This window comes from Aminiphilus circumscriptus DSM 16581, from assembly GCF_000526375.1.
In the GTDB taxonomy this organism is placed as follows: Bacteria; Synergistota; Synergistia; order Synergistales; family Aminiphilaceae; genus Aminiphilus; species Aminiphilus circumscriptus.
The window spans coordinates 273,317-296,779 of record NZ_JAFY01000005.1 but is presented as its reverse complement, the minus strand read 5'-3'; the positions used below and the strand labels follow the sequence as shown (position 1 = coordinate 296,779).

General features: G+C 58.2%; 15 protein-coding genes and 4 pseudogenes. 13 read left to right on the top strand and 6 right to left on the bottom strand.

The window, feature by feature from the left end:
- Positions 1 to 27: 27 nt before the first annotated feature.
- The 3 genes from K349_RS0108530 (at position 28) to K349_RS0108520 (ending at position 3,253) form a co-directional block, all read left to right on the top strand.
- Positions 28 to 1,068 (top strand): AbrB family transcriptional regulator, encoded by a 1,041-nt coding sequence (locus K349_RS0108530; RefSeq protein ID WP_029165429.1) that lies wholly within the window; start codon positions 28 to 30, stop codon positions 1,066 to 1,068.
- Positions 1,069 to 1,466: 398 nt separating this feature from the next.
- Positions 1,467 to 2,738, top strand: coding sequence for a GNAT family N-acetyltransferase (locus K349_RS0108525; protein WP_029165428.1), 1,272 nt, complete (start codon positions 1,467 to 1,469; stop codon positions 2,736 to 2,738).
- A 20-nt stretch (positions 2,739 to 2,758) separates the two neighbouring features.
- On the top strand, positions 2,759 to 3,253 hold the full coding sequence (locus K349_RS0108520; RefSeq protein WP_029165427.1) for a peptidylprolyl isomerase: 495 nt from the start codon (positions 2,759 to 2,761) through the stop codon (positions 3,251 to 3,253).
- A gap of 173 nt (positions 3,254 to 3,426) precedes the next feature.
- Here the strand turns inward: K349_RS0108520 and K349_RS16860 are convergent, their stop codons facing one another.
- From K349_RS16860 to K349_RS18710, 3 genes and pseudogenes are all read right to left on the bottom strand, one after another.
- Positions 3,427 to 3,696 (bottom strand): helix-turn-helix domain-containing protein, encoded by a 270-nt coding sequence (locus K349_RS16860; protein WP_029165426.1) that lies wholly within the window; start codon positions 3,694 to 3,696, stop codon positions 3,427 to 3,429.
- Between the two features lie 142 nt (positions 3,697 to 3,838).
- Positions 3,839 to 4,285: pseudogene (locus tag K349_RS20090) on the bottom strand (AraC family ligand binding domain-containing protein); the annotation flags it as partial.
- A gap of 203 nt (positions 4,286 to 4,488) precedes the next feature.
- Positions 4,489 to 5,504 (bottom strand): annotated as a pseudogene (locus K349_RS18710) (IS256 family transposase).
- Positions 5,505 to 5,842: 338 nt separating this feature from the next.
- On the opposite strand from K349_RS18710, the gene K349_RS0108485 reads away from it, so the two are divergent.
- From K349_RS0108485 to K349_RS0108450, 7 genes and pseudogenes are all read left to right on the top strand, one after another.
- Positions 5,843 to 9,073, top strand: coding sequence for an ATP-binding protein (locus tag K349_RS0108485; RefSeq protein WP_029165421.1), 3,231 nt, complete (start codon positions 5,843 to 5,845; stop codon positions 9,071 to 9,073).
- Between the two features lie 4 nt (positions 9,074 to 9,077).
- The gene (locus tag K349_RS0108480; RefSeq protein ID WP_029165420.1) at positions 9,078 to 9,686 is read left to right on the top strand and encodes a DUF7680 family protein; all 609 of its coding nucleotides are present in this window, start codon (positions 9,078 to 9,080) and stop codon (positions 9,684 to 9,686) included.
- Between the two features lie 19 nt (positions 9,687 to 9,705).
- Positions 9,706 to 12,954, top strand: coding sequence for a DUF1156 domain-containing protein (locus K349_RS0108475; RefSeq protein WP_029165419.1), 3,249 nt, complete (start codon positions 9,706 to 9,708; stop codon positions 12,952 to 12,954).
- A gap of 2 nt (positions 12,955 to 12,956) precedes the next feature.
- Positions 12,957 to 16,823 (top strand): DEAD/DEAH box helicase, encoded by a 3,867-nt coding sequence (locus K349_RS18705; RefSeq protein WP_084460301.1) that lies wholly within the window; start codon positions 12,957 to 12,959, stop codon positions 16,821 to 16,823.
- Positions 16,824 to 16,836: 13 nt separating this feature from the next.
- A pseudogene (locus tag K349_RS16845) lies at positions 16,837 to 17,082 on the top strand (peptidylprolyl isomerase); the annotation flags it as partial.
- Between the two features lie 88 nt (positions 17,083 to 17,170).
- Positions 17,171 to 17,884: pseudogene (locus tag K349_RS16840) on the top strand (IS256 family transposase); the annotation flags it as partial.
- 275 nt (positions 17,885 to 18,159) lie between these two features.
- Complete coding sequence (locus K349_RS0108450; RefSeq protein WP_029165416.1) at positions 18,160 to 18,684, top strand: MSMEG_6728 family protein; 525 nt, start codon at positions 18,160 to 18,162, stop codon at positions 18,682 to 18,684.
- A gap of 442 nt (positions 18,685 to 19,126) precedes the next feature.
- Here the strand turns inward: K349_RS0108450 and K349_RS19490 are convergent, their stop codons facing one another.
- A complete protein-coding gene (locus K349_RS19490) occupies positions 19,127 to 19,348 on the bottom strand; it encodes a transposase (protein WP_476726747.1) in 222 nt (73 codons plus the stop codon).
- Positions 19,349 to 19,419: 71 nt separating this feature from the next.
- Between K349_RS19490 and K349_RS0108435 the strand changes: the two genes are divergently transcribed.
- From K349_RS0108435 to K349_RS18015, 3 genes are all read left to right on the top strand, one after another.
- Complete coding sequence (locus K349_RS0108435; protein ID WP_029165414.1) at positions 19,420 to 19,698, top strand: DUF2000 family protein; 279 nt, start codon at positions 19,420 to 19,422, stop codon at positions 19,696 to 19,698.
- A gap of 382 nt (positions 19,699 to 20,080) precedes the next feature.
- Positions 20,081 to 20,590: a cysteine hydrolase family protein gene (locus K349_RS0108425; protein ID WP_029165412.1), complete on the top strand. Its 510-nt coding sequence runs from the start codon at positions 20,081 to 20,083 to the stop codon at positions 20,588 to 20,590.
- 62 nt (positions 20,591 to 20,652) lie between these two features.
- Positions 20,653 to 21,474, top strand: coding sequence for a hypothetical protein (locus K349_RS18015; protein WP_029165411.1), 822 nt, complete (start codon positions 20,653 to 20,655; stop codon positions 21,472 to 21,474).
- Between the two features lie 103 nt (positions 21,475 to 21,577).
- Here K349_RS18015 and K349_RS0108415 read toward each other — a convergent pair whose 3' ends face one another.
- Together K349_RS0108415 and K349_RS0108410 are read right to left on the bottom strand one after the other, a co-directional pair.
- A complete protein-coding gene (locus K349_RS0108415) occupies positions 21,578 to 22,816 on the bottom strand; it encodes a hypothetical protein (protein WP_029165410.1) in 1,239 nt (412 codons plus the stop codon).
- A 45-nt stretch (positions 22,817 to 22,861) separates the two neighbouring features.
- Positions 22,862 to 23,452, bottom strand: coding sequence for a DJ-1/PfpI family protein (locus tag K349_RS0108410; RefSeq protein WP_029165409.1), 591 nt, complete (start codon positions 23,450 to 23,452; stop codon positions 22,862 to 22,864).
- Positions 23,453 to 23,463 lie beyond the last annotated feature (11 nt).

Below are 23,463 nucleotides of genomic sequence, written 5' to 3'. Positions count from 1 at the left end.
GGACAGACTGGAGAAAGAGGGGTTGGTTTGGCGCAAATTCTGAGAATCCTGATGACGTTTGGGGTTGGAGCCGTCGGTTTTGTGGTGTTTCGCCTTCTGAAGATTCCAAACCCTGCGTTGCTCGGGGCGATGTTCTGTACGGGACTCATGAACATCGCTGGCCTTTATCCCGCTTTTCCCTTATGGCCCGTGTCGTTCTCGGCGAATGTTGTCATCGGTGTCATGCTGGGTCGTCAAATAGACAGGAATCTTATAAGCCGGATTCGAGATCTCGCGCTGTATGTTGTTTCGATGACGGTTGGTTTGATGTTGTTGTCTCTGTTGTGCGGTCTCACGTTCTTCAAATTTGCGGATGTTTCGTTGAAAACCGCTCTCGTTGCTACATCTGCTGGCGGAATAACCGAAATGATGATTTTTGGCATGTCGATAAACGCGGACCTGTCCATAGTGGCCTGTCTGCAACTGTTCAGGGTAGTCATTTTCCTCACGCTCATCCCGTTTATCTCCGTGCTTGACAAGGGAAAATCAAACCGGCCACAATGGAAAAGTCCGGAAAATCTTTCACCGGCGGATTGTTTTTCCAAGGTTGACTATGTTCTCCTGACTTTCGTTGCATTCATCGGCGCGGGGATTGCCGCATATTTCAAAATCCCGACGGGTGCCATGCTGGGAGCAATGGTTGCATCAGGGATATTTGCTGTTGTCATTAAAAAATCGTATTGTTACGACGCGAGACTGAGGTTTGCCGCACAGATTGGATTGGGGGTCGTCATGGGGCAGAGAATGACGTATGCCATGATCTCCCAATTGGGAGAGATCCTTGCCCCCGCGTTGTTGACGACGGCAGTGATGCTCGCGGGATCGATTGCCCTCGCGTTCCTGCTCCGCCGGCTGAGCGGATGGGACATGCTGACATGCCTTTTATGTGCGGCGCCGGCAGGGCTTAGCCAGATAACCGCCTTTGCCGAGGAGATTGGTGTGGATTCTTTCACTGCCTCTGTTTTTCATACGGTAAGGATTCTTAGTATCGTAATAATTTATCCATGGATAATTTTATGGGCAATATAAAATAAATATTTAAAAATCAAACCGTGTGTTGTTTTGATCGATTTTATTAATTTTAAGAATATATTGTAGGCATCAGATCCCGACTTTGGAAAAATGAGGCCTCGAGAAGGAATTCCGGTGCGTATCCCTCCCGCAAACTTCGGGAGGGGTTTTTCTTTTGTGATATGATTGTCCGGATTTCGCCACTGGCGGGATGATTTCACGGAAAGGGCGTGTGTGGATGTTCAACTCTCAGGGGGACGTGAGGAGTGTTTGCGGAGGCGCGGTCGAAGCGGCCTCTGCGTGATGGAATCGAAAAATCGTTGCAGTGCCGCCGTTTCGGTCGCGAGGAAAGCGTGAGCCCCTCTGCAAACACTCGTCGATGACGGGTGAAGGACCGAAAAAGGAGCACAGTTGTCATGAATCGATATACGTTCAAGGGTGCCGATCTTCGAAAGGACGGACCCCGACTTCGCCGTTTTTTCAACCAGGTTTTCGACCCCGAAAAGGTGGGGGATTTTGCGGAATCCCTGACTCTTTATTTTCCACGGATGGAAGGGCGTTCGTGGTTTCTCGCGGAAGAGGATTCCAGCGGCGAGATCGCTGCGGGGTGCGCGCTCATTCCGTGGAAATGGAGGATGGAGCATGTCGTCCTCGACGTGGCCGAACTGGGAATCGTCGGTACCGGCGAGGCGCACCGCAAGCAGGGCCTGATGCGGTGCCTGCACGCCGAGTTCATGGAGACGGTTCGGGAGAAGGGTTTCCATCTTGTCGTCATCCAGGGCATCCCCGGTTTCTATGACAAGTTGGGTTTTCGCTATGCCCTGCCTTTGTGCGCGCACATCGACCTTCCTCTCCATGCGGTGACGAAGGAAGAGCCGGGAAATGTGACGTTTCGTCCCGCCGGCATCGGGGACATTCCCTTTTTGGTGGAGGAGGACGAGGCATTTGCCCGAGCCAATGTCGTCTCCGCCGTTCGTGGAGTGGAACACTGGACGTATCTGCTCACGGACGGACAGAAGACGGAGTACAGTTCGGAGTTTTTGATTTTCGAGGACGCCGAAGGACGAAAGGGATATGCGCGTCTTCCCCGGTTCGGGTTCGGCAGCGGCCTCATTGTGAGCGAGGTCAGCGAGGGGATTTCCTGGGAGATGGGGGCCGCGCTTCTGGGATACTGCCGCCGTCTCGCGGAGGATCGCGGAAAGCCCTACATCCGGCTCGACCTGCATCCCGACGCCCCTCTTTCGCGGCTCGCTCTGGCGTCGGGGGCGGTCCTGGGGGACATGTACGCCTGGCAGGTTCTCGTTCCCGATCATCGCACGTTGTTGCTGCATCTGGCACCGGTGCTGGAGAAACGCCTGGAGCGCGGGCTTTTTTCCGGCTACTCCGGTGTGTTGCGCCTGGACTTTTTCGACGAGAGCCTGGACCTGATCTGGTGCGGAGGACGGCTTACGGAGATCCGCCCGGGAGACGCAAAATCTTGTGCCGCGCATTTCTGTGTCCACAGAGAGCTGTTTCCGTCGCTCTGCCTGGGGCATCGGTCCTGGCGGGAGCTTCAGCAAACCAGGCCGGACGTTTTCCCCGCGCTCTCTCACACAGGTTCTCGGGTGGAACGGGTTTCCGATCCGACGGAATTGTTGGTGGGCGAGCTGTTTCCGCCCCGACGGTCCTGGATCTACGAGCAATATTGAGATAATGGAGGAATCGACGGATGATCAGACTGGAGACGAGTAAGGGCGATATCGTGCTGGAGCTTGACGCGGAAAAGGCGCCGAAGACGGTGGAAAACTTTCTCGCGTATGTCAAGGAGGGGTTCTACGACGGCACCGTGTTTCATCGGGTCATCGACGGATTCATGATCCAGGGAGGCGGCTTCGACGAGACCATGACACAGAAGCCGACCCGGGATCCTATTCAGAACGAGGCGAACAACGGTTTGAAGAACGAGGCCTACACCGTTGCCATGGCCCGGACAAAGGATCCCCATTCGGCGACGGCGCAGTTCTTCATCAACGTCAAGGACAATGCTTTTCTCAACCACACGGCGCCGAACGTGCAAGGATGGGGGTATGCCGTCTTTGGCCGCGTTGTGGAGGGAAAAGATGTGGTCGATGCCATCAAGACTGTGGACACCGGCAACGTCGGATTTTTTCAGGACGTTCCCCTGGAGCCGGTGGTGATCCTCAAGGCGTCGGTGATCGAGTAGGTTTTCGCTCTGCCGCACTCCAAACGGCCCTCTTCTCTTCGAGAAGGGGGCCGTTCTCATGAGTACCGACGAAAGACGTGAAAGACGGCTCCGGAAAAATGCTTCAGACCGCAAGTGTCCGTACAGGACGTCGCAAGGTCATTTCAACGTCGGCAGCGTTCCCGCGAGGCTGTTCACGAGTCTGCTCGGCCCGAAGAGGCATATGGCCGAATAGCGGAGAAATGGCTCTGGTCGTAGAAACCGACTTCGTTCGCCACGGCGGCGAGAGAAGACATGCGGAGCAGCAGTTTTTTGGCACGGTTGACCCGAAGGATCATTTGAAAGGCGTGGGGAGTTACGCCGTGGTTCCTGCGAAAGGCTCTCAGGACGGATGTGGGAGTGGTGTTCGACTGTGACGCGAGAAACGTCAGGGGGATCTTGTCCTCGGGGCTGCTCTCGATCATGCGGCGGAGCTGCGACGGAACCGGTTCCGTCGCAGCTCCGCCGCACCGAACCCGCCTGGTTCCCGTGCCGGCCGGCGAGAATGAGGGCGAGAAGCGCGGCGATGGCGTTGCGTCCTCGAGTGCTTTCGGCGTCTTCTTCGATGAGAGAGGTGAAAAGGTCCTTGACGTTTTCCGCGTTGCGCACGGGGGAAGGCGAGACGAGATGTGCCCCCCGGGGAAGGACGACGCCGAATTCCCGCTCTGCAAAAGCCGGATCGCGATAGAGCATGTGAAACCCCCCAGGTTTCTCGGGCGCGTGGGCGGCATGCGTGCAACGTGCCGGGAGCGAAGAGGACCAGGTCTCGCAGACGGGAAACTGTCCTTCCGAAACGGAGACCATGCAGGATCCCTTCTCCACGAGGCCGATGGAGATTTCGTCGTGGTAATGCGGTCGTTTCGCATGGAGACCGTTCCGGTACTGTTTGATCTCGAAGGCTCCTCTGGACGGATCGCGGAAGAAACGGATCGGATTGTCCTCTTTTTTCCCGACTTCGCCGGGTTTGAAACGGGAAGCCTTGCAAACACCGGAAAGTGCATCTTTGGTGGGCACTACACAGCCCCTCTTTTCAATTCTGTGAAAAGAGGGGCTGTCGTTTGAGGCGGATTTTTCGGTCTCACCGTGTCTCGGGGCTCCGAAAGGTATTTCGAAAGGTGAACAGGAGATCTGCTCCCGGCTCGTTCAGTTCCTGCCCAGTTGTGTGCGTCAAGTTGTGCAAAAAGGTTTTCATGGTGTTTGGCGGCCGTCTGCGGCGATTAGCCACACTTTTCCAAGAGTGCCTTTTTGTGTTCGATCAACAGGTCCCTGCCCGAGGTAGCGACTGGACTCCAGCCACGCCTCGGAGGTTTCGACGCACAGTGCCCGTATCAGGCGCTGACATGCATCGGTGTTTGGGAAGATACGGACGACCCGGGTCCTTCTCTTGATCTCTTCGTTGAGCCGTTCCAGCATGTTGGTTGACTTCAGATGCTTGTGATGTGCTCTGGGAAGCCGGTAGAAGGTCAGCGTCTCCTCTATGTTTTCCTCCACCCAGTCAACAAGCTTCGGATATTTCCTCTGCCCTTTGGTGATCCAGGACGTCAGATCCCGGTGGGCCTCCATAATGTCCCGGCGGTCGTAGATCCAGCGGAGTTCCTGAAGACAATCGTCATCGGCCTTACGGGGCGGATGATCCAGAGCATTCCGCAGAAAATGGACGTAGCAACGCTGCCAAGATGCTTCGAGCAGGGTCTCTCCGATGGCCGAACGAAGTCCTGCGCGTCGGATACCACGAATTCGACACCGCGCAAACCCCGTAGCTTGAGCCCGAGAAGAAACTCTTTCCAACTGCTTGCCGTTTCACGGGGAGCCACTTCCACCGCCAAGATCTGCCGCTGCCCTTCCCGGTTGATTCCGATGGCGATCTGTACCGCCTGGGAACGGATAACTCCGTTCTCGCGAACTTTCTCGTAGCGGGCATCCAGAATCAAATACGGGTACGCGACAATTCCTCGGTGATCGCCGTCACGTTGCGCGTGGACACGCCCGGCACATCCATTTCCGCCAGAGCCGCCACCAATGCCTTCTCACTGCGCTGATAACGCTCGAACAGTGCCGTGGAGAATTCTCCATTGCGGTCTTTAGGAATCCGCAGTTCCAGCTTGCCGATTCGCGTGACCAGACTAGGTATCTCTTGCAGCACTTCCTTCATCAGGGTCTTCAGGGCGTCCGTTTCGTTTCCGAAAAGGGCTTTCATGCCAGCGAAACAACTGCTATGCTTCTTTCCGGTCATGGTGTATCGCCTCCTAAGGGCTCGGGTTGCTTGTGCGCTGCAGACAACCTACATACACCATGACCTTCTTTTTTTGAATCCCCCTCCGCAAGCACTTTTTGCACACTCTTTAGAGCATAATCGGAATTCGCTGCCTTGAAAGCGCTCGTTAATGACGATAAACTAGACGTGGTCATCTATGCATGTTTATTTTGAACCCTCAAGTCTCTTTGAAGAAAGCGCCACTTTCCATGAGGGAAAAGCTTACAGAGGAATTGTTCGAAGAGGACGAGCAGTGGGCGAACGAGGAGCTTCAAGTCGCGCTCCAAAAGTAGATTTGTAAACGGGGAGGACTTGCCGTGGGCGTACTGAAAGCGTGTCAACCGAGGAAGGACCTTCTATCCGGCTCCATCAACATGGAGATTTTTACCGCCTCTCTAAGCCAGGTGGCGAACTTTTACAAAGGCCAGAAATCGGTACACCTTCTCTACACGGATGCGTCCGCGTTCTTCTCCGAAGGGACCTATTTCACCGAGGACATGAAGATGATTCTTCGGGATGTCGTCTTCCGTCTCGGCGGAGAAACCACTGCCTCGGCCCTGAAGCGCCTCGAAACCGGTTTCGGCGGAGGCAAGACCCACACCCTCATTGCCTGCCTCCACCTGGCGAAAAAAGGAAAAGAGCTGGCCTCCTACGTCTCCGAGTTCATCGAGGAAGATCTCCTTCCCGAGCCCGGAACGGTCGATGTCGTCGCGATTGCCGGGGATGCCGTTCCCGTCAAGGAAACGCGGGGTAGCGAGTTGAAACCGTATCCCCTGTGGACGGAGATCGCCCGGCAATTGGGCGGGACCGACCTGTCCGACGACGTTGCTTCCTATCTGGACCGTCTCGATTCTCCCGACGAAGCCTTTTTCGAGCGACTCTTCGGCGGCCGCAGGGTCTTGATCCTCATCGACGAGCTGGCGCATTACGCCGCCCGGTGGGCCGTCGCCTACCCGCAGGCAAAAACCATGCTGCCCACCTTCTTCATGTCACTCCTGGGGTATGCCTCCCAACATCCCGGCATCGCCATCGTCGTCACCCTGGCGGGGCTTCACGATGCATTTTCCGCACAAACGGCCGAGCTTTCCAAAACCCTTTCGGAACTCTCCAACCAGCCCCTGGATTCCGGACAGGCCCTGTCGCTTCAGCAGGATGCCGCTCGAGAACTGACCACTATCCTGGCGAGAGCAGAAACCGTCGTGGTGCCCGTCAAGGCAAAGGACCTCTCCGCCGTCCTCGGCAAGCGTCTTTTTGAACACATCGACCGGAACGAAGCCCGCCGCACCGTGGAAGCGTATCGACAGCTCTACGAGCGAAGCACGTCGCTTCTTCCCGGAGGCCTTCAGCTCGAGCCCTTCCTCGAGGAGATGCGAACGACCTATCCCTTCCATCCCGCCATGTTGGACCTGTTGAACAAAAAGCTCTCCACGGTCCCGACCTTCCAGAAAACCCGGGGCGTCCTGAGAATCCTCGCACTCGCGGTGCGGGCTCTTTGGAAGTCGGGAAACGATGTCCCCATGATCCATCCTGGCCATCTGGACTTCATGGATGCCCGGACCGTGGACGAACTTTTGGGCCGCACGGGCAACACTTCCATGATCCCGGTGCTCAACGCGGACATCGGGACTGCGGATACTCCAGCGCTTCAGGGCGGGCGCTCCAACGCCGAACGGGCCGACCACGAGAACCCTCATCCGGACAAGATCCCGTACCATGTCCTGACCTGGAAGACCGTCTTTCTGAACAGCCTTGCGGGACAGGCGGAAGGCCTGGCGAGCCCCGTTTTCGGGATCAACGAACCTGACGCCCTGCTTGCCGTGGCCCAGCCGGGGCTTACCCCCGCACAAGTGAAGCAGGCCCTGGAGGACATCCGGACGAAAGCCTTCTACCTCAGAGAGAAGAACGGGCTCTACTACGCCGTTTCCGAGCCGAACGTCAATTTGGCCCTTTCGAGGATCCGAGAGTCCATCACCGAAGAACAGATTCTGACCGAGCTGGAGGTGAAGGCCCGAAATCTGTTTGGAAAGAGCCGGCAGGGCTTTTTGGTCAAGCCGGATGTTATTGGCCCTCAGGACCTTCCGGACAAACAGGACCGTTCGCTGCTGGGAGTTCTCTCCATCCGGCTTGCCGAGGTGGATCCTGTCGCCTTCATCACCACCGTGGGCAAGGGCGTTCCTCGTCTGTACCAGAACAGCGTCTTCCTGTTCATTCCGGAAACAGCCCGCATCCTCCGTCCCGGCGAGGAAGGGCGCCTCATCCCGGAAGGGGAGGAGCAGCGGGAACGGGCCAAATTCGAACTTTACGCTCTCGCAAGAAATGTCCTTGCGACCAAGATCCTGAAGGACAACCCCCAGAACTATGGCATTTCGGCCTCCCAGGTGAAGGAAATTGACTTCCCGAAGCTGGACAATGACCTTGAAAGGCGGGTGAGCCTCGCCTATCGCTTCCTCGCCTATCCGGTCAAGGAAGGGATCTTCGCCCTCAAGGAAATCCGAACGGCTGGAGGCGAGGGAGGCGACGCGCAGTTCGAGCAAATCCGCACGGTCCTGAAGGAAAATGGAGAAATTATTCCCTCGGGCCCGGTAACAAAGGAAATCCTCCACGAGCTCCAGTCGCTTTTCTTTGCGGATGGGGATTACCTCTCTTTGGGTCGGATCCGGGAGAAATTCCACGTGAACCGAGGCTGGCCCGTCCTGGAGGATCCGGAGTGCCTGCCGCTCATCGCCCGGGAGGGCGTCAAGAGAGGATACTGGTGCTTGGCCGGAAAGTTCGACGAAAAAACCGGGAAACCGGGAAAATTCTACGATGCCGAAACCCCGGAAATTCCCATCCACGAAGAGTTGAGCGACGAAGACATTCTGGTCACGGTTCAGGGGGCAAAGCAGCGGAGATGGGGGATTCAGTCGGGTCCAACGAAAGAGGAGATCCGCTGCCTGGTGGAGTCAGCCACGGAAGAGAAGAAAGGCCTCAGAGTGGCCCAGGTCCAGGAGCACGTCAAGGGACTTCGCGACGACGCCCCGGAGGAGATCATCAACGAAACTCTTGTGGACCTGGCCCGGAAAGAGCAGCTTCTCGCCTACGAAGGAGATCCCGAGCAGTCCGAGAAGCCCCCAAAACTGGTCTCCGGCATCGAGGCCATCCGGATGACACCGACTCCGGAACTGGTTGTCATCACCCGAGGCGAGGCCGTCCGAAGAGGATGGCTCGCCGAAAAGCCCAATGCCCTGAAGATTTCCGGTCCCGAAGGATTGGCGGTCTTCTCGTCCGGGTTCTTGAGAAAGCTCGGAAGCTTCTACACCAGGGGGGCGAAGACCCGTTTCCACCGGTTCGACGTGACCGAATTCGAACTCCCGACGGGAGGGCGTTTCTCCCTCATGCTGCGGGATGTCGGCCCTGAAGGGATGAAGCAGTTGGGAGAGCTGTTCGAGATCCTGGGGGATATGCTGACGCCTTCGTCGGAAAGCGAACTCATTGTGGAGATCGGAAATCCCGACGAAACCTGTCTGCTGGTCAGAGAGCTCCGGCGCGCATTGCAAGGAAAGGAATGACCCCATGAGAAAGATCGTTCGCTCCTCCGGCTTGGATTTGGACCGGCATTTCGACACCTACCTGAGGCCCGCGTTGAAGAGTGCCAGGTGGATTCTTCGCGTGACGGACCATTCGGGCAGGCCCAGCCCGGTCTTCGTCGTGAAGGAACATCTCCTTGTTCCCGGTGAAAAGGACGCTTCGGGCAAAGAGAAAAAAACCATCCAAGATCGCGGGGCCTTGTTCGGAGATGCCCTGGTCCGCCTTTTGCCCATCGTCCGAAAGATTCTGTCGGGAATTCGAAGCGAACAGGGAATCCCCCTGGAAATCCAGAGATACATCGAAGGACTGCCCGTCGCCTATCGGGGAAATTTGCCGTTGGACGAAGAGACGGGCTTCAAGTTCGCCCTCATGTTCAAGCTTCAGGAACGGCTGAAGGAACTGGACCGGGTGGAACTGATGGCCCGGCGCGTGGAGAAGTTCTCCCGGGAGGAGGCCGCCTACTGGCATTCCCGCATCTCCGATTTCAGCCCGGAGGCGAACCGCTGGGCTCAAACGGGCCTTCGGATCATGCTGGCCGGTCAGCCCCACGATCCGGCCATCCAGACGATGCTCGAGAAGCTGCGCCGTAACTGAAGGAGATGACAAGAAAGCCATGACGGAGAAAGAGAACGACCGGAGGCTCATCGAAGCAGGATTTCCTTGTCATCAGGTGGGGGCCGAAACGCAGCGGGAACGAGGCTCCAGCTCGGCTCTGCCGCCCCTCTATTACCTTCACGTCTGGTGGGCCCGGCGACCCCTGACCCCCAGCCGCGCCGCGGTCCTGGGCTCCATCCTTCCGGCGGACACCGATCCGGACTGGTTTTTGAAGGAATTGGGGATCGAGAGGAAGGTCCTTTGTCTGGAGGGTGGCGAGTGGGTTCTTGTGGGAAAGAACAAGGACCTTATCCGCGTGGGCGACGGTGGCGCCGAAATCTTAGTCTTCGACGAAACCGCCGCCGCCGCGTTCGACAAAGAGAACGAGAGGCGGGCCGCATGCCGACAAATCATAGAAACCCTGAAAAAGAGCGATCCCGACCTGGCGAAGGACCCCGTTCTCCTGCTATGGGAGAGGGAGACCCAGCCTCTTGAGCGCCCCGCCTCCAATGCCCTGCTCGACGTCGGCACGGTCGCCGCGGATCCGGCCCATGTCAAGGAGCGGATTGCCTTCAAGACCGATCCCCGAGTAAAAAGGGTCTTGGGGATGGATCTAAACTGGACTCCGGAGGATATGTACGGGTATGATCGTGCCTTTACAACTCCTCCCAAGACTTCGCACCCGGATGTCTCCGTGATGGACATTACGGCGGGAGGAGGTTCCATTCCGTTCGAAGCCCTCCGTTTGGGATGCAGGACCTTGGCCAACGAATTGAACCCCGTCGCCTCGGTCATCCTTGACGCGACCTTGAATTACCCGGCCAGGTTCGGATCGGAACTTGTAAAAGATATCGAAACATGGGGGAAAACCCTTCTGAAAAATCTAGACGACAAGATTTCTCACTTATTCCCCGAATCAAAAATTCCTCCGGAGGAAATGCAACGGCTGAAGGATCACATGAGTCGCTGTGACACGTCCATCACCGATTTCGACCAAGAGTCCGTCATGGACTACATCTACGTCCGGCAGGTGACTTGCCCCCATTGCGGAGGCGAAGCCCCGCTTCTCAACACCTGCTGGCTTTCCAAGGCGGACGGAGAGCCCTGGGGGGTTGCCGTTCTACCGGACGGAAAGAGAAAGAATGGCACGGTTCGGTTCAAGACCTACTGCGTCACGACGGGGAAAGGATCCAACGGAGAGGATCCCGATTTTTCGACCGTCCGCGGCGGCAAGGGGCTTTGCGTCCACTGCGGACAGGGGATCGACGCGGAGGAGATCAAGCGCCAGGCCCGCGGGGAATCCGAGCACGGCAAGTGGAAGGACCGCCTCTATGCCGTGGCGGCGGTGCGCCATCAGCCCAAACTCGACAAAAACGGACGCGTCCAAAGGGTCAAGACCGGGAAAAGGGCGGGAGAAATCAAGATGGAGAAGGTCCATTTCTTCCGTCCTCCGAACGAACGCGACCTCGCCGCCCTGGACGAGGCGGAGCGGATGCTGAAGGAGAACTGGACCCGCTGGGAGGACGCCGGTCTGATCCCTACGGAAGCTATTCCCGAAGGGCATAAGACGAGAGAACCCCTACGGGTTGGCATGAAACGGTGGTGTGATCTGTTCACCCCACGCCAACTCCTGGGGCACCTTTTCCTCATCGAGGAACTGAACCGCCTGAAGCCTCAAATTCTGAAGGAACTGGACCATGAAAAGGGCAAGGCTGTGGTGACCTATCTTCAGTTCGCCATCGATAAGGGATTGGATTACAACAGCATACAAACATTATGGCATGCAAACAGAGGTGTTATCGCTCATGTTTTTACTCGTCACGATTTCTCGACAAAATGGACTTTCGGGGAAATGGTTTTTACGGGACCAAATTCTGGTGCCGCATGGGGTTTGTCTCAAATCTTGGAGGCCTACGGAGGAATAGCCGAACTCCTGGAGCCCGTGAGGCGGGCAACCCGGGGAAACCCGCCCCTGACGCTCTTTAACGGGACGGCGGCGGCGATGCCGCAGGTATCGGATAAATCGGTGGACGTCATTTGCTTCGACCCCCCCTACTACAACAATGTCCAATACGCGGAGCTCTCCGATTATTTCTACGTCTGGCAGAGACGGACCCTCAAGGACCTCTATCCGGACCTCTTTCACCGACGTCTCACAAACAAGGACGAAGAGGCCGTTGCGAACCCGGATCGTGATGGGGGGGAGAAGGAGTCCAAGGCAGCGTATGAGCGCATGATGGGAGAGATTTTCCTCGAGGCTCGTCGCGTTTTGAAAGACGGCGGGCTTATGACGATGATGTTCACTCACAAGAGTCAGGAAGCTTGGGAAACGCTCACACGAGCACTCATACACAGTGGGTTTGTCATCACATCGACTGTGCCTGTTGAGTCTGAAGGGGAAAGAGATATCCATCACCAGAATATGGCCGCTACGGTCAGTTCTATCTTTATTTCCTGTCGCAAGGCGGTCCGGCAGGAAAATCGTCCTCCGAGCTCCTGGAGGGGCTTTGGCGGCAGCGGCGTCCAGCAGAAAGTGCAGGCGGGTGTCGAGAAGGGACTGGAGGAATTTGCCCACCTGAACCTGAACCCGGTGGACCGGATGGTCGCCTGCTACGGCCGGGCCCTGCAGGTTTTGTCGGAAAATTGGCCCGTTTTGGATGGGGAAGACCCGGTCGGGCCGAAGCGGGCCATGCTCGAAGCCTCCCGCGTCGTCGCCGAGGCCCAGTTCCGGGAGAGCGCAAAGGGGAAACTTTCCCTGTCGGACCTTTCGCCCGAGGCCGCCATGGCGGTGCTTCTTTTCGGCATCTTCGGCCTTGAGGAGTTCGACTATGACGATGCCTTGAGCCTCTCGAAGTCCCTGAACATCGCCTTGGAGGCCAAGACCGGGGGGTATGCCGCGAATGGCCGTTTTATCGGCATCAACGCCCAGGAAAGCGAGCGGCGGGCGGCGGCGCTCAAGTCCAACGAAGTCGGTTTTGCCGCACCGCTTGTCCGCAAAGGAAGCAAGCTCCGCCTGGCTCTCCCCGAAGAGCGGGATCCTCGCCGCCTCGAAAGCCCCCAGACGGAGTGGGATCTCCTGCAGGGAACGATCATGGCCTACCGGGAGGGGATGGAGATCACCGCCAAGGGATATCTCCAGAACAAGGCCGGTGAAAAGGCTTCCGTGGCGAAAAGCCTGCTCTGCGTCTGGGCGGAGGAGGTGGCGGACGAGACGTTGAGGAAGGAAGCCCGGGCGATTCGGTTCGGGCTGGGACTTTTGGAGGCCTGAGAATGGCTCGCCTGGGTGAGGGCGGCCTTCGCTTCCGCGACCGGACTTGGAACTACGCCTACAAGACCTCGACCCTCCGGGAGGACGGAAGCCTCGTGGACATCCTCCACGAGTTCTACATCCCGGTTCTGGAGCGTTCTGTGGCGTACGACCGGGTGGCGGGCTACTTCACCTCCTCGTCTTTGGCCGCGGCTTCGCAGGGATATTCGGCTTTCACGGCCCACGATGGACGGATGCGGCTCATCGCCGGAGCAAACATGAGCCCGGACGACGTGGCGGCCGTCCTTTCCGGGGAACAAGCCCGCCTCGAAAAGCACCTGTTGTCGCAATTGGAGGGGACCTGGCCTGAAAACGTGACCCGCGGAGTCGAGCTTCTGGCCTGGATGGTCAGCAGGGGGTTTCTTGAGGTGCGGGTTGCCTTCCGCCTGCATGGAAAGACGGCGGAACCTCTGCCGTTCGAGTCCCAGGAGGACGGATACGTCCACGAAAAATGGGCGCTTTTTCGGGACGCGGCGGGGCACCGGATTTTGGCGTCCGGGTCCTTGAATGAATCGAAAACAGCTCTGGTTTTGAACGCGGAAAACCTGAACGTCGACTGCGATTGGTGGGAAGGACCGTCATCAAGCCGGATTTCCGACCATCAGAGGGATTTCGAGGCCCTTTGGGAGAACCGGCATCCTCATTTTCGGGTCCTGACCCTGCCGGAGGCGGTCCATCGAAAACTGGTGAAGATGGGAGAGCGGGTCAGCGTTCCCCGGGAGGTGGACGGCACTCCGCGAAAGGTTCCACCAAAACCCTCCCCTGAGGAATGGCTGGCCTTCAAGGTGATTCGGATGGCGCCTCACATGCCGGGCGGACTCTGGGTGGGCATGGAAACCGCCCCGGTCTCCCCCTGGCCCCATCAGGAGGTGGTGGCGCGGCGGCTCATCGAAAACTGGCCCTCGAGCTTCATGCTCTGCGACGAGGTCGGACTGGGCAAGACCATCGAGGCGGGGCTGGCCCTGCGCTCCCTCCTCCTGTCCGGGGTGATCGAGCGGGTTCTTGTGGTGTCACCTGCCAGCCTGACCCAGCAGTGGCAACGGGAAATGGCCTCCAAGTTCTCTCTTCCCTTCCGGCGTGGCATCGCTAGTCCCGCCAAGAAACACGAGGTTCTCTTTCCGGATCAAGAGAGTTTCTCCGCGGAGAACCTCTTCGAGCCAGACCTTTGCATCCTTTCCAGCGGGCTTGTTGTGAGAGAGGAGCGGCTTTTCGAACTTTTGAAGGCGGATTCCTTCGATGTGGTGCTCGTGGACGAAGCGCATTACGCCCGTCGGAAAAACCCCAACACGGAGGACAGCTGCCGGTCGGATCCCTCCTACGGCAAGCTCTATCAAACCATCGAGGAACACCTGGGGGAAAAGGCCGAAGCCCTTTGGATGGCCACCGCGACTCCGGTGCAGTTGGATTGGATCGAGGCCTACGACCTTTTCCGGCTTTGCGAACGGGTGGGGGCCTTTGGGGCATCGCCTTCCCTGGTGCGAGCCTATTACGAAGGGCTGGGGAAGCTGGGACGCAACGAGCCGCTCGATCCCTCCGAATGGAAACTTCTCAAGCGGGCGATCGAGAGGATCCAAGAGGAAGATCCCTGGCTATGGAATTACCTGAGCGATGGCATCATCCAGGGACGCGTCAGGACCATCCTGGAAGACTGGCTCCAGGAAAACCGGTCCCCTCGCACGGCGGACCATGCCTTTATCCGAAGGCTGCTTTTTGCCGCTGCTCCGCTGTCCAGGGTGATGCTCCGGCATACGAGAAAACTCCTTGAGCTTTACAAGGCAAAGGGCCAACTGCGGGAGAACCTGGCGACGCGAACCATCCTTCCGATACCAAGGATCGTTTTCACTGCGGAAGAAAAGGATGTTTACGACGGTCTCCAGGAATATTGCCAGGAATTGGCCCGGAAAATCGAGGAATCCGGTACGGAAAGCGAGAACCGGGCCAGTCTGGGGTTCTATTTGAGCTTCCTGCGCCAGCGGTGCAGCTCTTCGTTCTATGCCTTGCAGGAATCCCTCAAGAGGCGCAGGGAGAAGGTCGAGCGAACGCTTCTTGCCTTGGGAGCCGCTCCGGAAGAACCCGAGGACTTCAACCCGGAGGAGCGGGACACGGATGAAAATCCGCTGGACAAGGTCCTGGAAAACCGGAGTCCGGAGGACCTGCAGTGGGAGAGGGATGCCATCGCGGAAATCCTGAAGCGTTTGGAGGCGTTGACGGGCATTTCGTCGAAGACGAAAGAGCTCTTGAAATGTCTTGAGGGCAGGAGGAGGAAGGAGGACAACAGCCGGATCAGGCAGACGGTTCTTTTCACCCGGTATCTCGACACCCTTGACGATCTTCGCCGGACGTTGCGGCGGCAGGCACCGAACCTCCGGCTCGGAGTCTACAGCGGAAGATATTGCGCGTATTACGACGAAAGCCGGGGGGAGCTCGTCAATACGGACCGGGAGGACGTGAAAAAGCGATTTCTTCGCGACGAAGTGGACGTCCTGCTCTGCACGGACGCCGCGGCGGAGGGGCTGAACCTGCAGACCGCCGATCTGTTGATCAACTTCGACCTGCCCTGGAACCCCATGAAGGTGGAACAGCGGGTGGGTCGCATCGACCGCATCGGCCAGAAGCACGAGGAAATCTTCGTCCTCAACCTCTGCATGCTGGATTCCGTGGAGGAAATCATCTACGGGAGGCTCTTGGATCGCCTCCGGGTCGCTCAAGAGATGACGGGCTCGATTCCGTTCTCCATCCTTCCTCTCTCCGAGGAAGATTTCGACGCCTACGCCGCAGGAAAGATTTCGGAATTTAAACTTGAGCAAGTGGCGAAGGAACGAATGGAAAGGCAGAAACGGCAGATCGAGGCCATGGAAGTGCCCCCCGAGGAGCTTTACGATTTCTACCGGAGGATTTCCGAGCGGAGACGGACCGGCGCGATGCCGGTGACACTGGAAAGCATCTGGGGGCTGTTGGCGAATTGCCGGTACCTGTGTGACCTGGGGTGCGAACTCGTGCCCGGAACGAACGAGAAGGTGTTGCGCCTCGCGGGAATTCCGGGCATTCCAAGGGGGTGTTGCCTGACCGGCGACCGGGCGGTCCTCGAGACGGGCATTCCGGGTCTGGAGTGCGAGCTTCATTTGGCGACCTATCTGGACCCGGTTTTCGAGCGCCTGATGGAGGCGGTCCTCGAGGCAGCCGAGCCTCCGATCTCCGTTGCGCCTTTGGCTTTGGATGCCTATCGACCGGTGGAGGCCCTGGTGGTCAACACCGAACAGGGGGAACGGCTCGTTACAGGTCTTGCGGATCTGGAGGGGGTGAGTCTTGCCGACGAGGCGCCCCAAGAGGGGAAGCTCCCGGACTTCGAAAAGGAGCTGAAGGCCCGGCTCGAGGAGATCGAGAAAGACGTCGTGGCCTACGAACGGTCGGTCTACAATCGGGTCCTGAGGATCAACGAGACGGCTGCGAAAACGCAGAGATGGCTGGAGTGGTTTGTTGCGTATTGCTACATAAAAAGCCTTTCCATGATCGGTGTGAGGGACGAGGACCTCTTTTGGGGAGTCGTGCAGGGACTTGACCAGTGTCTCGGGGAAAAGGACGTCATTCCCGTCATCGATATGGAGACGAATCCCTTGAAAAAACTGCCGGAAGTCTTTTTCGAGCTGGACATCCCGAAACTTGGTCGAACAGCCACGATCTCCGTCCCCGTCCTTCTCTTCAAGGCAGGTCTAGACTCCGCGTGCAGAGAGGCCGAGAGCCTTCTGAAGAGTTACAAGAGAAACGAAATTACAGTTCTGCGCGTCAAAGAGCGGTTAAAGAAGAGATTGATGGAGCAAAGAGGCGTTTGACAGACATCCAGTTGCCATGGCCCGGACAAAGGATCCCCATTCGGCGACGGCGCAGTTCTTCATCAACGTCAAGGACAATGCTTTTCTCAACCACACGGCGCCGAACGTGCAAGGATGGGGGTATGCCGTCTTTGGCCGCGTTGTGGAGGGAAAAGATGTGGTCGATGCCATCAAGACCGTGGACACCGGCAACGTCGGATTTTTTCAGGACGTTCCCCTGGAGCCGGTGGTGATCCTCAAGGCGTCGGTGATCGAGTAGGTTTTCGCTCTGCCGCACTCCAAACGGCCCTCTTCTCTTCGAGAAGGGGGCCGTTCTCATGAGTACCGATTACCGAGGAATTGTAGCGTACCCGTATTTGATTCTGGATGCCCGCTACGAGAAAGTTCGCGAGAACGGAGTTATCCATTCCCAGGCGGTACAGATCGCCATCGGAATCAACCGGGAGGGGCAGCGGCAGATCTTGGCGGTGGAATTGGCTCCCCGTGAAACGGCAAGCAGTTGGAAAGAGTTTCTTCTCGGGCTCAAGCTACGGGGTTTGCGCGGTGTCGAATTCGTGGTATCCGACACGCAGGACTTCGTTCGGCCATCGGAGAGACCCTGCTCGAAGCATCTTGGCAGCGTTGCTACGTCCATTTTCTGCGGAATGCTCTGGATCATCCGCCCCGTAAGGCCGATGACGACTGTCTCCAGGAACTCCGCTGGATCTACGACCGCCGGGACATTATGGAGGCCCACCGGGATCTGACGTCCTGGATCACCAAATGGCAGAGGAAATATCCGAAGCTTGTTGACTGGGTGGAGGAGAACATAGAGGAGACGCTGACCTTCTACCGGCTTCCCAGAGCACATCACAAGCATCTGAAGTCAACCAACATGCTGGAACGGCTCAACGAAGAGATCAAGAGAAGGACCCGGGTCGTCCGTATCTTCCCAAACACCGATGCATGTCAGCGCCTGATACGGGCACTGTGCGTCGAAACCTCCGAGGCGTGGCTGGAGTCCAGTCGCTACCTCGGGCAGGGACCTGTTGATCGAACACAAAAAGGCACTCTTGGAAAAGTGTGGCTCATCGCCGCAGACGGCCGCCAAACACCATGAAAATCTTTTTGCACAACTTGACGCACACAACTTTTTGGTGCCAAAGAGGGAAAAGGGGTCTGGCTCCTGTGATGGATTTCGTCTATGCTGATTCGAAGAATGATGTCCGCCGAGGAGCGAAGGTGCCCGGATGCGACGTGCCGGAGCGAAGTGCCGGTCGGGATCCTTGCCGGGCGAGAAAAGCCCCTTCCGTTTTGAGAGGGCAATGACGGGTGTATCTATTGCGGGAGAGCAATCATGCAGACCTTTCTTCCCTACGGAGACTTCGCGGCGAGTGCCGCCGTACTCGATCCGAAACGCCTCGGTAAGCAGCGCGTGGAGGTGTTGCAGCTTCTCAACACCTTTCTCCCCGGTCGCGCTTTGACGGGGTGGCGCTCGCACCCGGCCAGAATCATGTGGGAGGGACACACCGCCGCGCTCGCGCATTTCGGTGTCGTCGTCTGTGACCGCTGGATCTCTCTCGGTTTCGCCGACACATGCAGAGGAAAGATTCTCGCGGTCGCCTTCCGCCTCGAAGGAGCGTCTTCCGAAGGCGAAGCGCTTGCGGTGCAGCTGGCGGAGCGGTATGTCCGTGCCATGAAGGGCGAGGAACGCGGTTTTCTCCCTTTCTGGTTCGGGGACGAGGCTTTCCACAGGGCGCATCGGTCCAACCTGCTCCGCAAGGATCCATCGTGGTACGGCCGATTCGGATGGACGGAACCTCCCGATCTGCCCTATGTCTGGCCTGGCACGTCCGTCGGGACGCAAAAAGGCGCGCCGTGAAAGAGAGAAAACGGAGCGACCGGGAATTTACGGATTTCCACAGAGTTTCCTCTCTCGAAGGCGTGTTTCTTAGGGAAGTTCTGAGGAAGTTCTGAATAAAAACCTTTCGCTTTCCCTTGGCTCGGGTCGCATCAAGCTCTGCGGGGCGCTCTGCGGGGCTGACGTAGCCTTATTCAGAGGTTCCCTTCTTCGTGGAATGCATCTCCGGGTCGCGTTTCTTCTCTCAGGTTTTCGCCTGCGAAGGAGCATGGAGGATCGTGGCGGGCGCGTTGGTTCCCTCGGAGAGTTTTAAGCCCCGGGAGGCGAGAGAAAGATTTCCCGCCTCGAAGGGACTCTTGCGAGCTTGTGGGTTTCCAGAAGATGGCGGAACGTGCAAATCGTGCGTCCGGAACGGGTTCGTTGCGCAAGATCGATACGGGCGAAGCGCCGCATGGACTCCACGTCACACGAGGGCTTCTTCTACACCCCTGTCGCTCAAGGCCCGAACTCGTTCTGGAGAACGTGGAGCCGCAAGCATTTCCAGCCCTATGGGAGGACGTCCCTTTCCCTCTTTCGGATAGAAGGGTTCGAGACGAGCGCAAAGCTCTTTCCAAGGGACTCTCTGTTCCATTTCGGCGAGAAAGAGTTCCCGTTTGGTGGGTTTTCGGTCTTTCTCGAACGAAATGGCGCTCGCGAAAGTTTTCTGTCGCTTTCTCGTACCTCAGCCCCCTGGAAAGAAGGTCGCACCGGAGGAACATGGTGACTTTGGGATTCATTTTACGGTCTCAAGGGAAAAACGGCGACATCCGCGAGTTTTTCAGAGATTCCTCGACCTTTCGCCGTTCTCGTTTCTCCGGCTGTTTCAGCGCGAGACGGGGATGTGGCCTCACCGTTTTCAGAACCTCGGGAGACGAGGCGAACCGTGCGGCGGTGCTCGGTGTTCCCGGAGAGAAACTCAATCTCGTGGGCATGGCGTTCTACGGAGAGCGGAAAGCGATCGACAAGGTCGTGAAGGGGCTCTCCCGGCACGAGTGAGTTTTTGCGGCAGGGCGGAACATCGGACCTCGCCCGGGCCCGGATTTTTCCGGCAGAGGCGAAGGGGTTCGCTTCGTCGCAAAGGAAGCCGTTCCTCCTCGCCGAGACCGGAGCGACAGCCTTTTCTCGGAAAGGCATTTCTCCGCTCCCTCTTCGGATTCTCCGCTCTTTCCCGGATGAAAAAACGACCTGCTGAACAACGATCTTCTCTCCTCCGGGAGGCGAATTTGCCGTACAATCTCTTTGTCCACGCGGAGGAGCGAAGCCGGGAAACAGGAGGAGGTCCTCGAAAACGACCCTTGTCTCAGCGTTGTGTTCGTAAAGAGAGACGGGAGCACCGCCTCGGGTGGACAATCCGAATGGAGAAGGAGCGATGTTTTTCATGAAGCCGGCTTTTCTTGTCGTGGACATGCAGAATTTGTTCTATGGGCACAACGAAGTGACGCGACGCTCCCTTGAAGAGGCGCAGGCGATGATCAACGCCGTCGTACCCCTCTTTCGGGCGAAGAAGCTGCCCGTAGTGTGGGTGCAGCATTGTGATGCCGAGGATGGACTCGTCCCGGGGGCAAAGGGATTCGATCTGCCCGAGGCGTTTGTCGTCGCTCCGGAGGATCTCCGGGTCGTGAAGGAGAAGGGCAATGCCTTCTGCGGTACCGATCTGGACGAACGGCTCCGCTCCCTTGGGGTGGATACGGTAATTTTCGCCGGATTCTGTGCGGAATTCTGTGTGCTCTCCTCGTGCCGCGGAGCCCGCGATCTCGGCTATTCCTCCATTCTTCTCCGGGGGGGATTGGCGAGCATTTGTCCCGAGAACATTCCTTTTGTGGAGCGTGTGAACGAACTCATCTCCTGCGGAGCGCTCGGAAAGGTTTTGAACGGTATTCCGGGCTGACGTCGTACGGTTTGTGCAGCCGCACTGGTGGTGAGATTTTGCAAGAAGGGGGGAGGAGACCGGTGAAATCAGGGAGGGTTGCAAAAGGTATTTTCGGTACCGCCGCGGTGTGTGTGCTTTTGGTGTTTTCCATGTCGTGTGCCGGAGGAACGGCGTGGGGCGAAAGCGCCTACGAGGAGTTGTTGCATCGGTATGAGCAGCGTATGGCGGGGAGGGAAAAGATTCTCCCCGCGAAGGAGCTGATTCTCTCCTTCGCCAGGAGTGCTTCCCCGGAGGAGCGATGGACGGCCCTCGAAAAAGCGTTCCGAAGCGATGATGGCCGTGCCGCACCGAAGGGTCCTTTTTCCATGGAGATTGCCGCGGAGGCGTTGGCGCTGGTGGAATCCCTTTTCCCCGAGGGTGATCCCGGAAAATGGGATGCCGTCTCGGGATTCTGGAACTCCCGAGAGATCCCCAAATCGCTCGCCGCGGTGGATGCGGTGTTCTGGGCGGCGGCAAGTTTGCTCCGCGAAGGGGCGCCTCCCGGAGCGGAGTGGCTTGCCTTCTGGCTTCTGGACAGGTTTGCCGCCTCGACGAGGGCGACATTCTTCTTTCTGTCCACCTGCCCGGTCGAGGCCGACCTGTTGCTCCGGGAGATGACATCCCGGAATCTCGTTCCGCCCCGGGGGAGTTGGGGGGAGCGGCGTGTTCTCGGAAAGCAACCCCTTGCGGTGCCGCTCCGGGGTCTGGTTTCCTCCGAGACCGCCGTGGGGCGCGGGATGGTTTTTCTCGACGGATTCGGCTGCCCCGCCTCAAGCGGTCCCTTTGCCTGGGACCGGGAGAAGGGACGGCTCTACAGGGTTCTGGAGAGCGACGGGCCTCGCCTGTTCATTCCTCTGCGGTGAAGCACGTAGGTTGTTCCGTTTTTTCTCGCGTTGAGGACAAAGGTGGAAGAGCGGCTGCAGCTCCTCGCCTCCTCTACGGTCAAACCTGGGAGGCGCTTCATCCTCATTGAGTCTGCACAAGGCGCATTTCCGTGACCTGGTTGAGTTTTCTGTCCTCGTGCCGGAATGCGGCGAGCAGACCGCTTTCTGCGTCGTAGGTACATTCGAGCGAGTAGCCGGAACAGGACTCGACCAGTGTCACCAGAGGGCGCCCGTCCTGGCCGGCTCCGCGGAAGCTCACGGAGGTGGCGATGCCCGTCACGGGGTCCGTGTCGAGATGTTGGCCGGGCTGGAGTGTCCCGATACCGTCCGGAGGCAGCCAGAATCCGCCCGTTTGGGCGATGCCGCTGATCCGGGATGAATGCCTTTCGGAAGGCGGAAGGCCGGGAACCGACGCGAGGAGATCGATCGCACGGAGAAGCAGCCATCTCCCTCCTTGGGCGACCGTTTGTGCCGTGAGCGCCACGGGAAGGGGAAACGCGGGAGAGCCGGGGATGTAGACCGTGGTAGTCCCCTCGTAGCGGAGCGCTTGGAGTGTGGCGAGCCAGGGCGGGGGTGTCCCCTGCATCCAGGGAAGCGTCACCTGACGAGCCCCTACGAAGGTGCTCTGGCTCAGCATACCCGACGTCCCCGGGCGGAGTTCCTGCGTGAAGGAACCGGAGATGCGTCCCGAAACGGCGCTCCCTGCGTGAAGCAGCACGCCTGAGTCCAGATCGTAGACCCGGACGTGGCGCCCCTGCGGGTCCTCCGTCTGGAAGCGGATGGCGCGGTAGGTGGTCTGCCCCAGCGGATAGGGCATGCGGAGAATGCGGAGCCCCCCTTCGTTTCGTTCCTCCACCGAGGCGAGGAACTGGGGAGAAATCCACCAGTCGGAGCCTGCCGCGGAAGGCCCCTCGTACGCGTCGAAGCCGAGGAGCGAAAGAGCGCTTTGTTGTGCGCCGATGCCGGTCATTCCGAGGCTTTTGATGTGGAGAGCGACGCGCTGTCCCTCCAGAGCCGCCACGTCGATCTGGGTATAGCCATGGCCACCTGCACCGACGCTTTCCTCCTGCCTGTACCGGTTTCCCTGGTCGTCCACCCATGACCCGTTCTCATCTTTGAAGTAGAGATGACGTCCTTCCGGGATGCTTGCCGCGGAGGAATAGTAGGTGAGGCGCATACCCTCCTTGACCCATGGAGGCGCGGGCATGCTTTTCAGATGGGGAAAGAGGAGGAAGAGCGGGTTCTCCTGCGCCAGCGAGCCGGGAACCACGAGGACCGACAAAAGCAAACCCAATACAACCGTTTTTGCCACTCTGTTCATGGTTTCTCTCCAGCTCCTTTTTTCGGTTTGTGTCCTGCGCCAGTGTCAGGAATCTCCCGAAGTGGATATGTTCGGTTCGTATTCGATGAGGTGTGCCACGTTTTTCGCCACAGCGTGACCGAAAAGCAACGCCAGGATGTGTATGCCGAGGTCGATGCCGGAACTCACGCCTCCGGCCGTGACGATGTTTCCGTCCTGGACGACCTTTCTTTGCGTTACGGTCACGAAAGGGTATGCCGCGAGTTCCACAAGGGCGTTACCGTGAGTGGTGGCGCATTTTCCCCGGAGCAGCCCGGCTTCCGCAAGAAGGAATGCTCCGGTACACACCGACGTGACGTACCGGGCCGAGCGGGATTGGTTCCGCACAAAATCGAGTATTCGCATGTGCTTCATGGCGTCGATCCGCCCTTTGCCTCCAGGGGCGACAAGAACATCTAGGGGGGGACACTCGTCGAACGTCGCATGAGGAAGGACGCGCATGCCGTTGAAACAGTCCACGGGGTGGAGTGTTTCCGCCGTGAGCAAGACGCGAGTGCTTTCCGGAAAAATCTTGTTCACGTAGGAAAGCACCTCGAAAGGACCCACAAAATCGAGTTCTTCCACGTGGCGAAAGAGAAGAATACCCACTGTGTACACGAGATCATCAC

Excerpts from the sequence above, each read along its gene's own strand:
- K349_RS0108415 (WP_029165410.1), bottom strand. The coding sequence starts at position 22,816 with ATGAACAGAGTGGCAAAAACGGTTGTATTGGGTTTGCTTTTGTCGGTC.
- K349_RS0108525 (WP_029165428.1), top strand. The coding sequence starts at position 1,467 with ATGAATCGATATACGTTCAAGGGTGCCGATCTTCGAAAGGACGGACCC.
- K349_RS0108425 (WP_029165412.1), top strand. The coding sequence starts at position 20,081 with ATGAAGCCGGCTTTTCTTGTCGTGGACATGCAGAATTTGTTCTATGGG.
- K349_RS0108435 (WP_029165414.1), top strand. The coding sequence starts at position 19,420 with ATGGTGACTTTGGGATTCATTTTACGGTCTCAAGGGAAAAACGGCGAC.
- K349_RS0108480 (WP_029165420.1), top strand. The coding sequence starts at position 9,078 with ATGAGAAAGATCGTTCGCTCCTCCGGCTTGGATTTGGACCGGCATTTC.
- K349_RS18705 (WP_084460301.1), top strand. The coding sequence starts at position 12,957 with ATGGCTCGCCTGGGTGAGGGCGGCCTTCGCTTCCGCGACCGGACTTGG.
- K349_RS0108520 (WP_029165427.1), top strand. The coding sequence starts at position 2,759 with ATGATCAGACTGGAGACGAGTAAGGGCGATATCGTGCTGGAGCTTGAC.
- K349_RS0108450 (WP_029165416.1), top strand. The coding sequence starts at position 18,160 with ATGCAGACCTTTCTTCCCTACGGAGACTTCGCGGCGAGTGCCGCCGTA.
- K349_RS0108475 (WP_029165419.1), top strand. The coding sequence starts at position 9,706 with ATGACGGAGAAAGAGAACGACCGGAGGCTCATCGAAGCAGGATTTCCT.
- K349_RS16860 (WP_029165426.1), bottom strand. The coding sequence starts at position 3,696 with ATGATCGAGAGCAGCCCCGAGGACAAGATCCCCCTGACGTTTCTCGCG.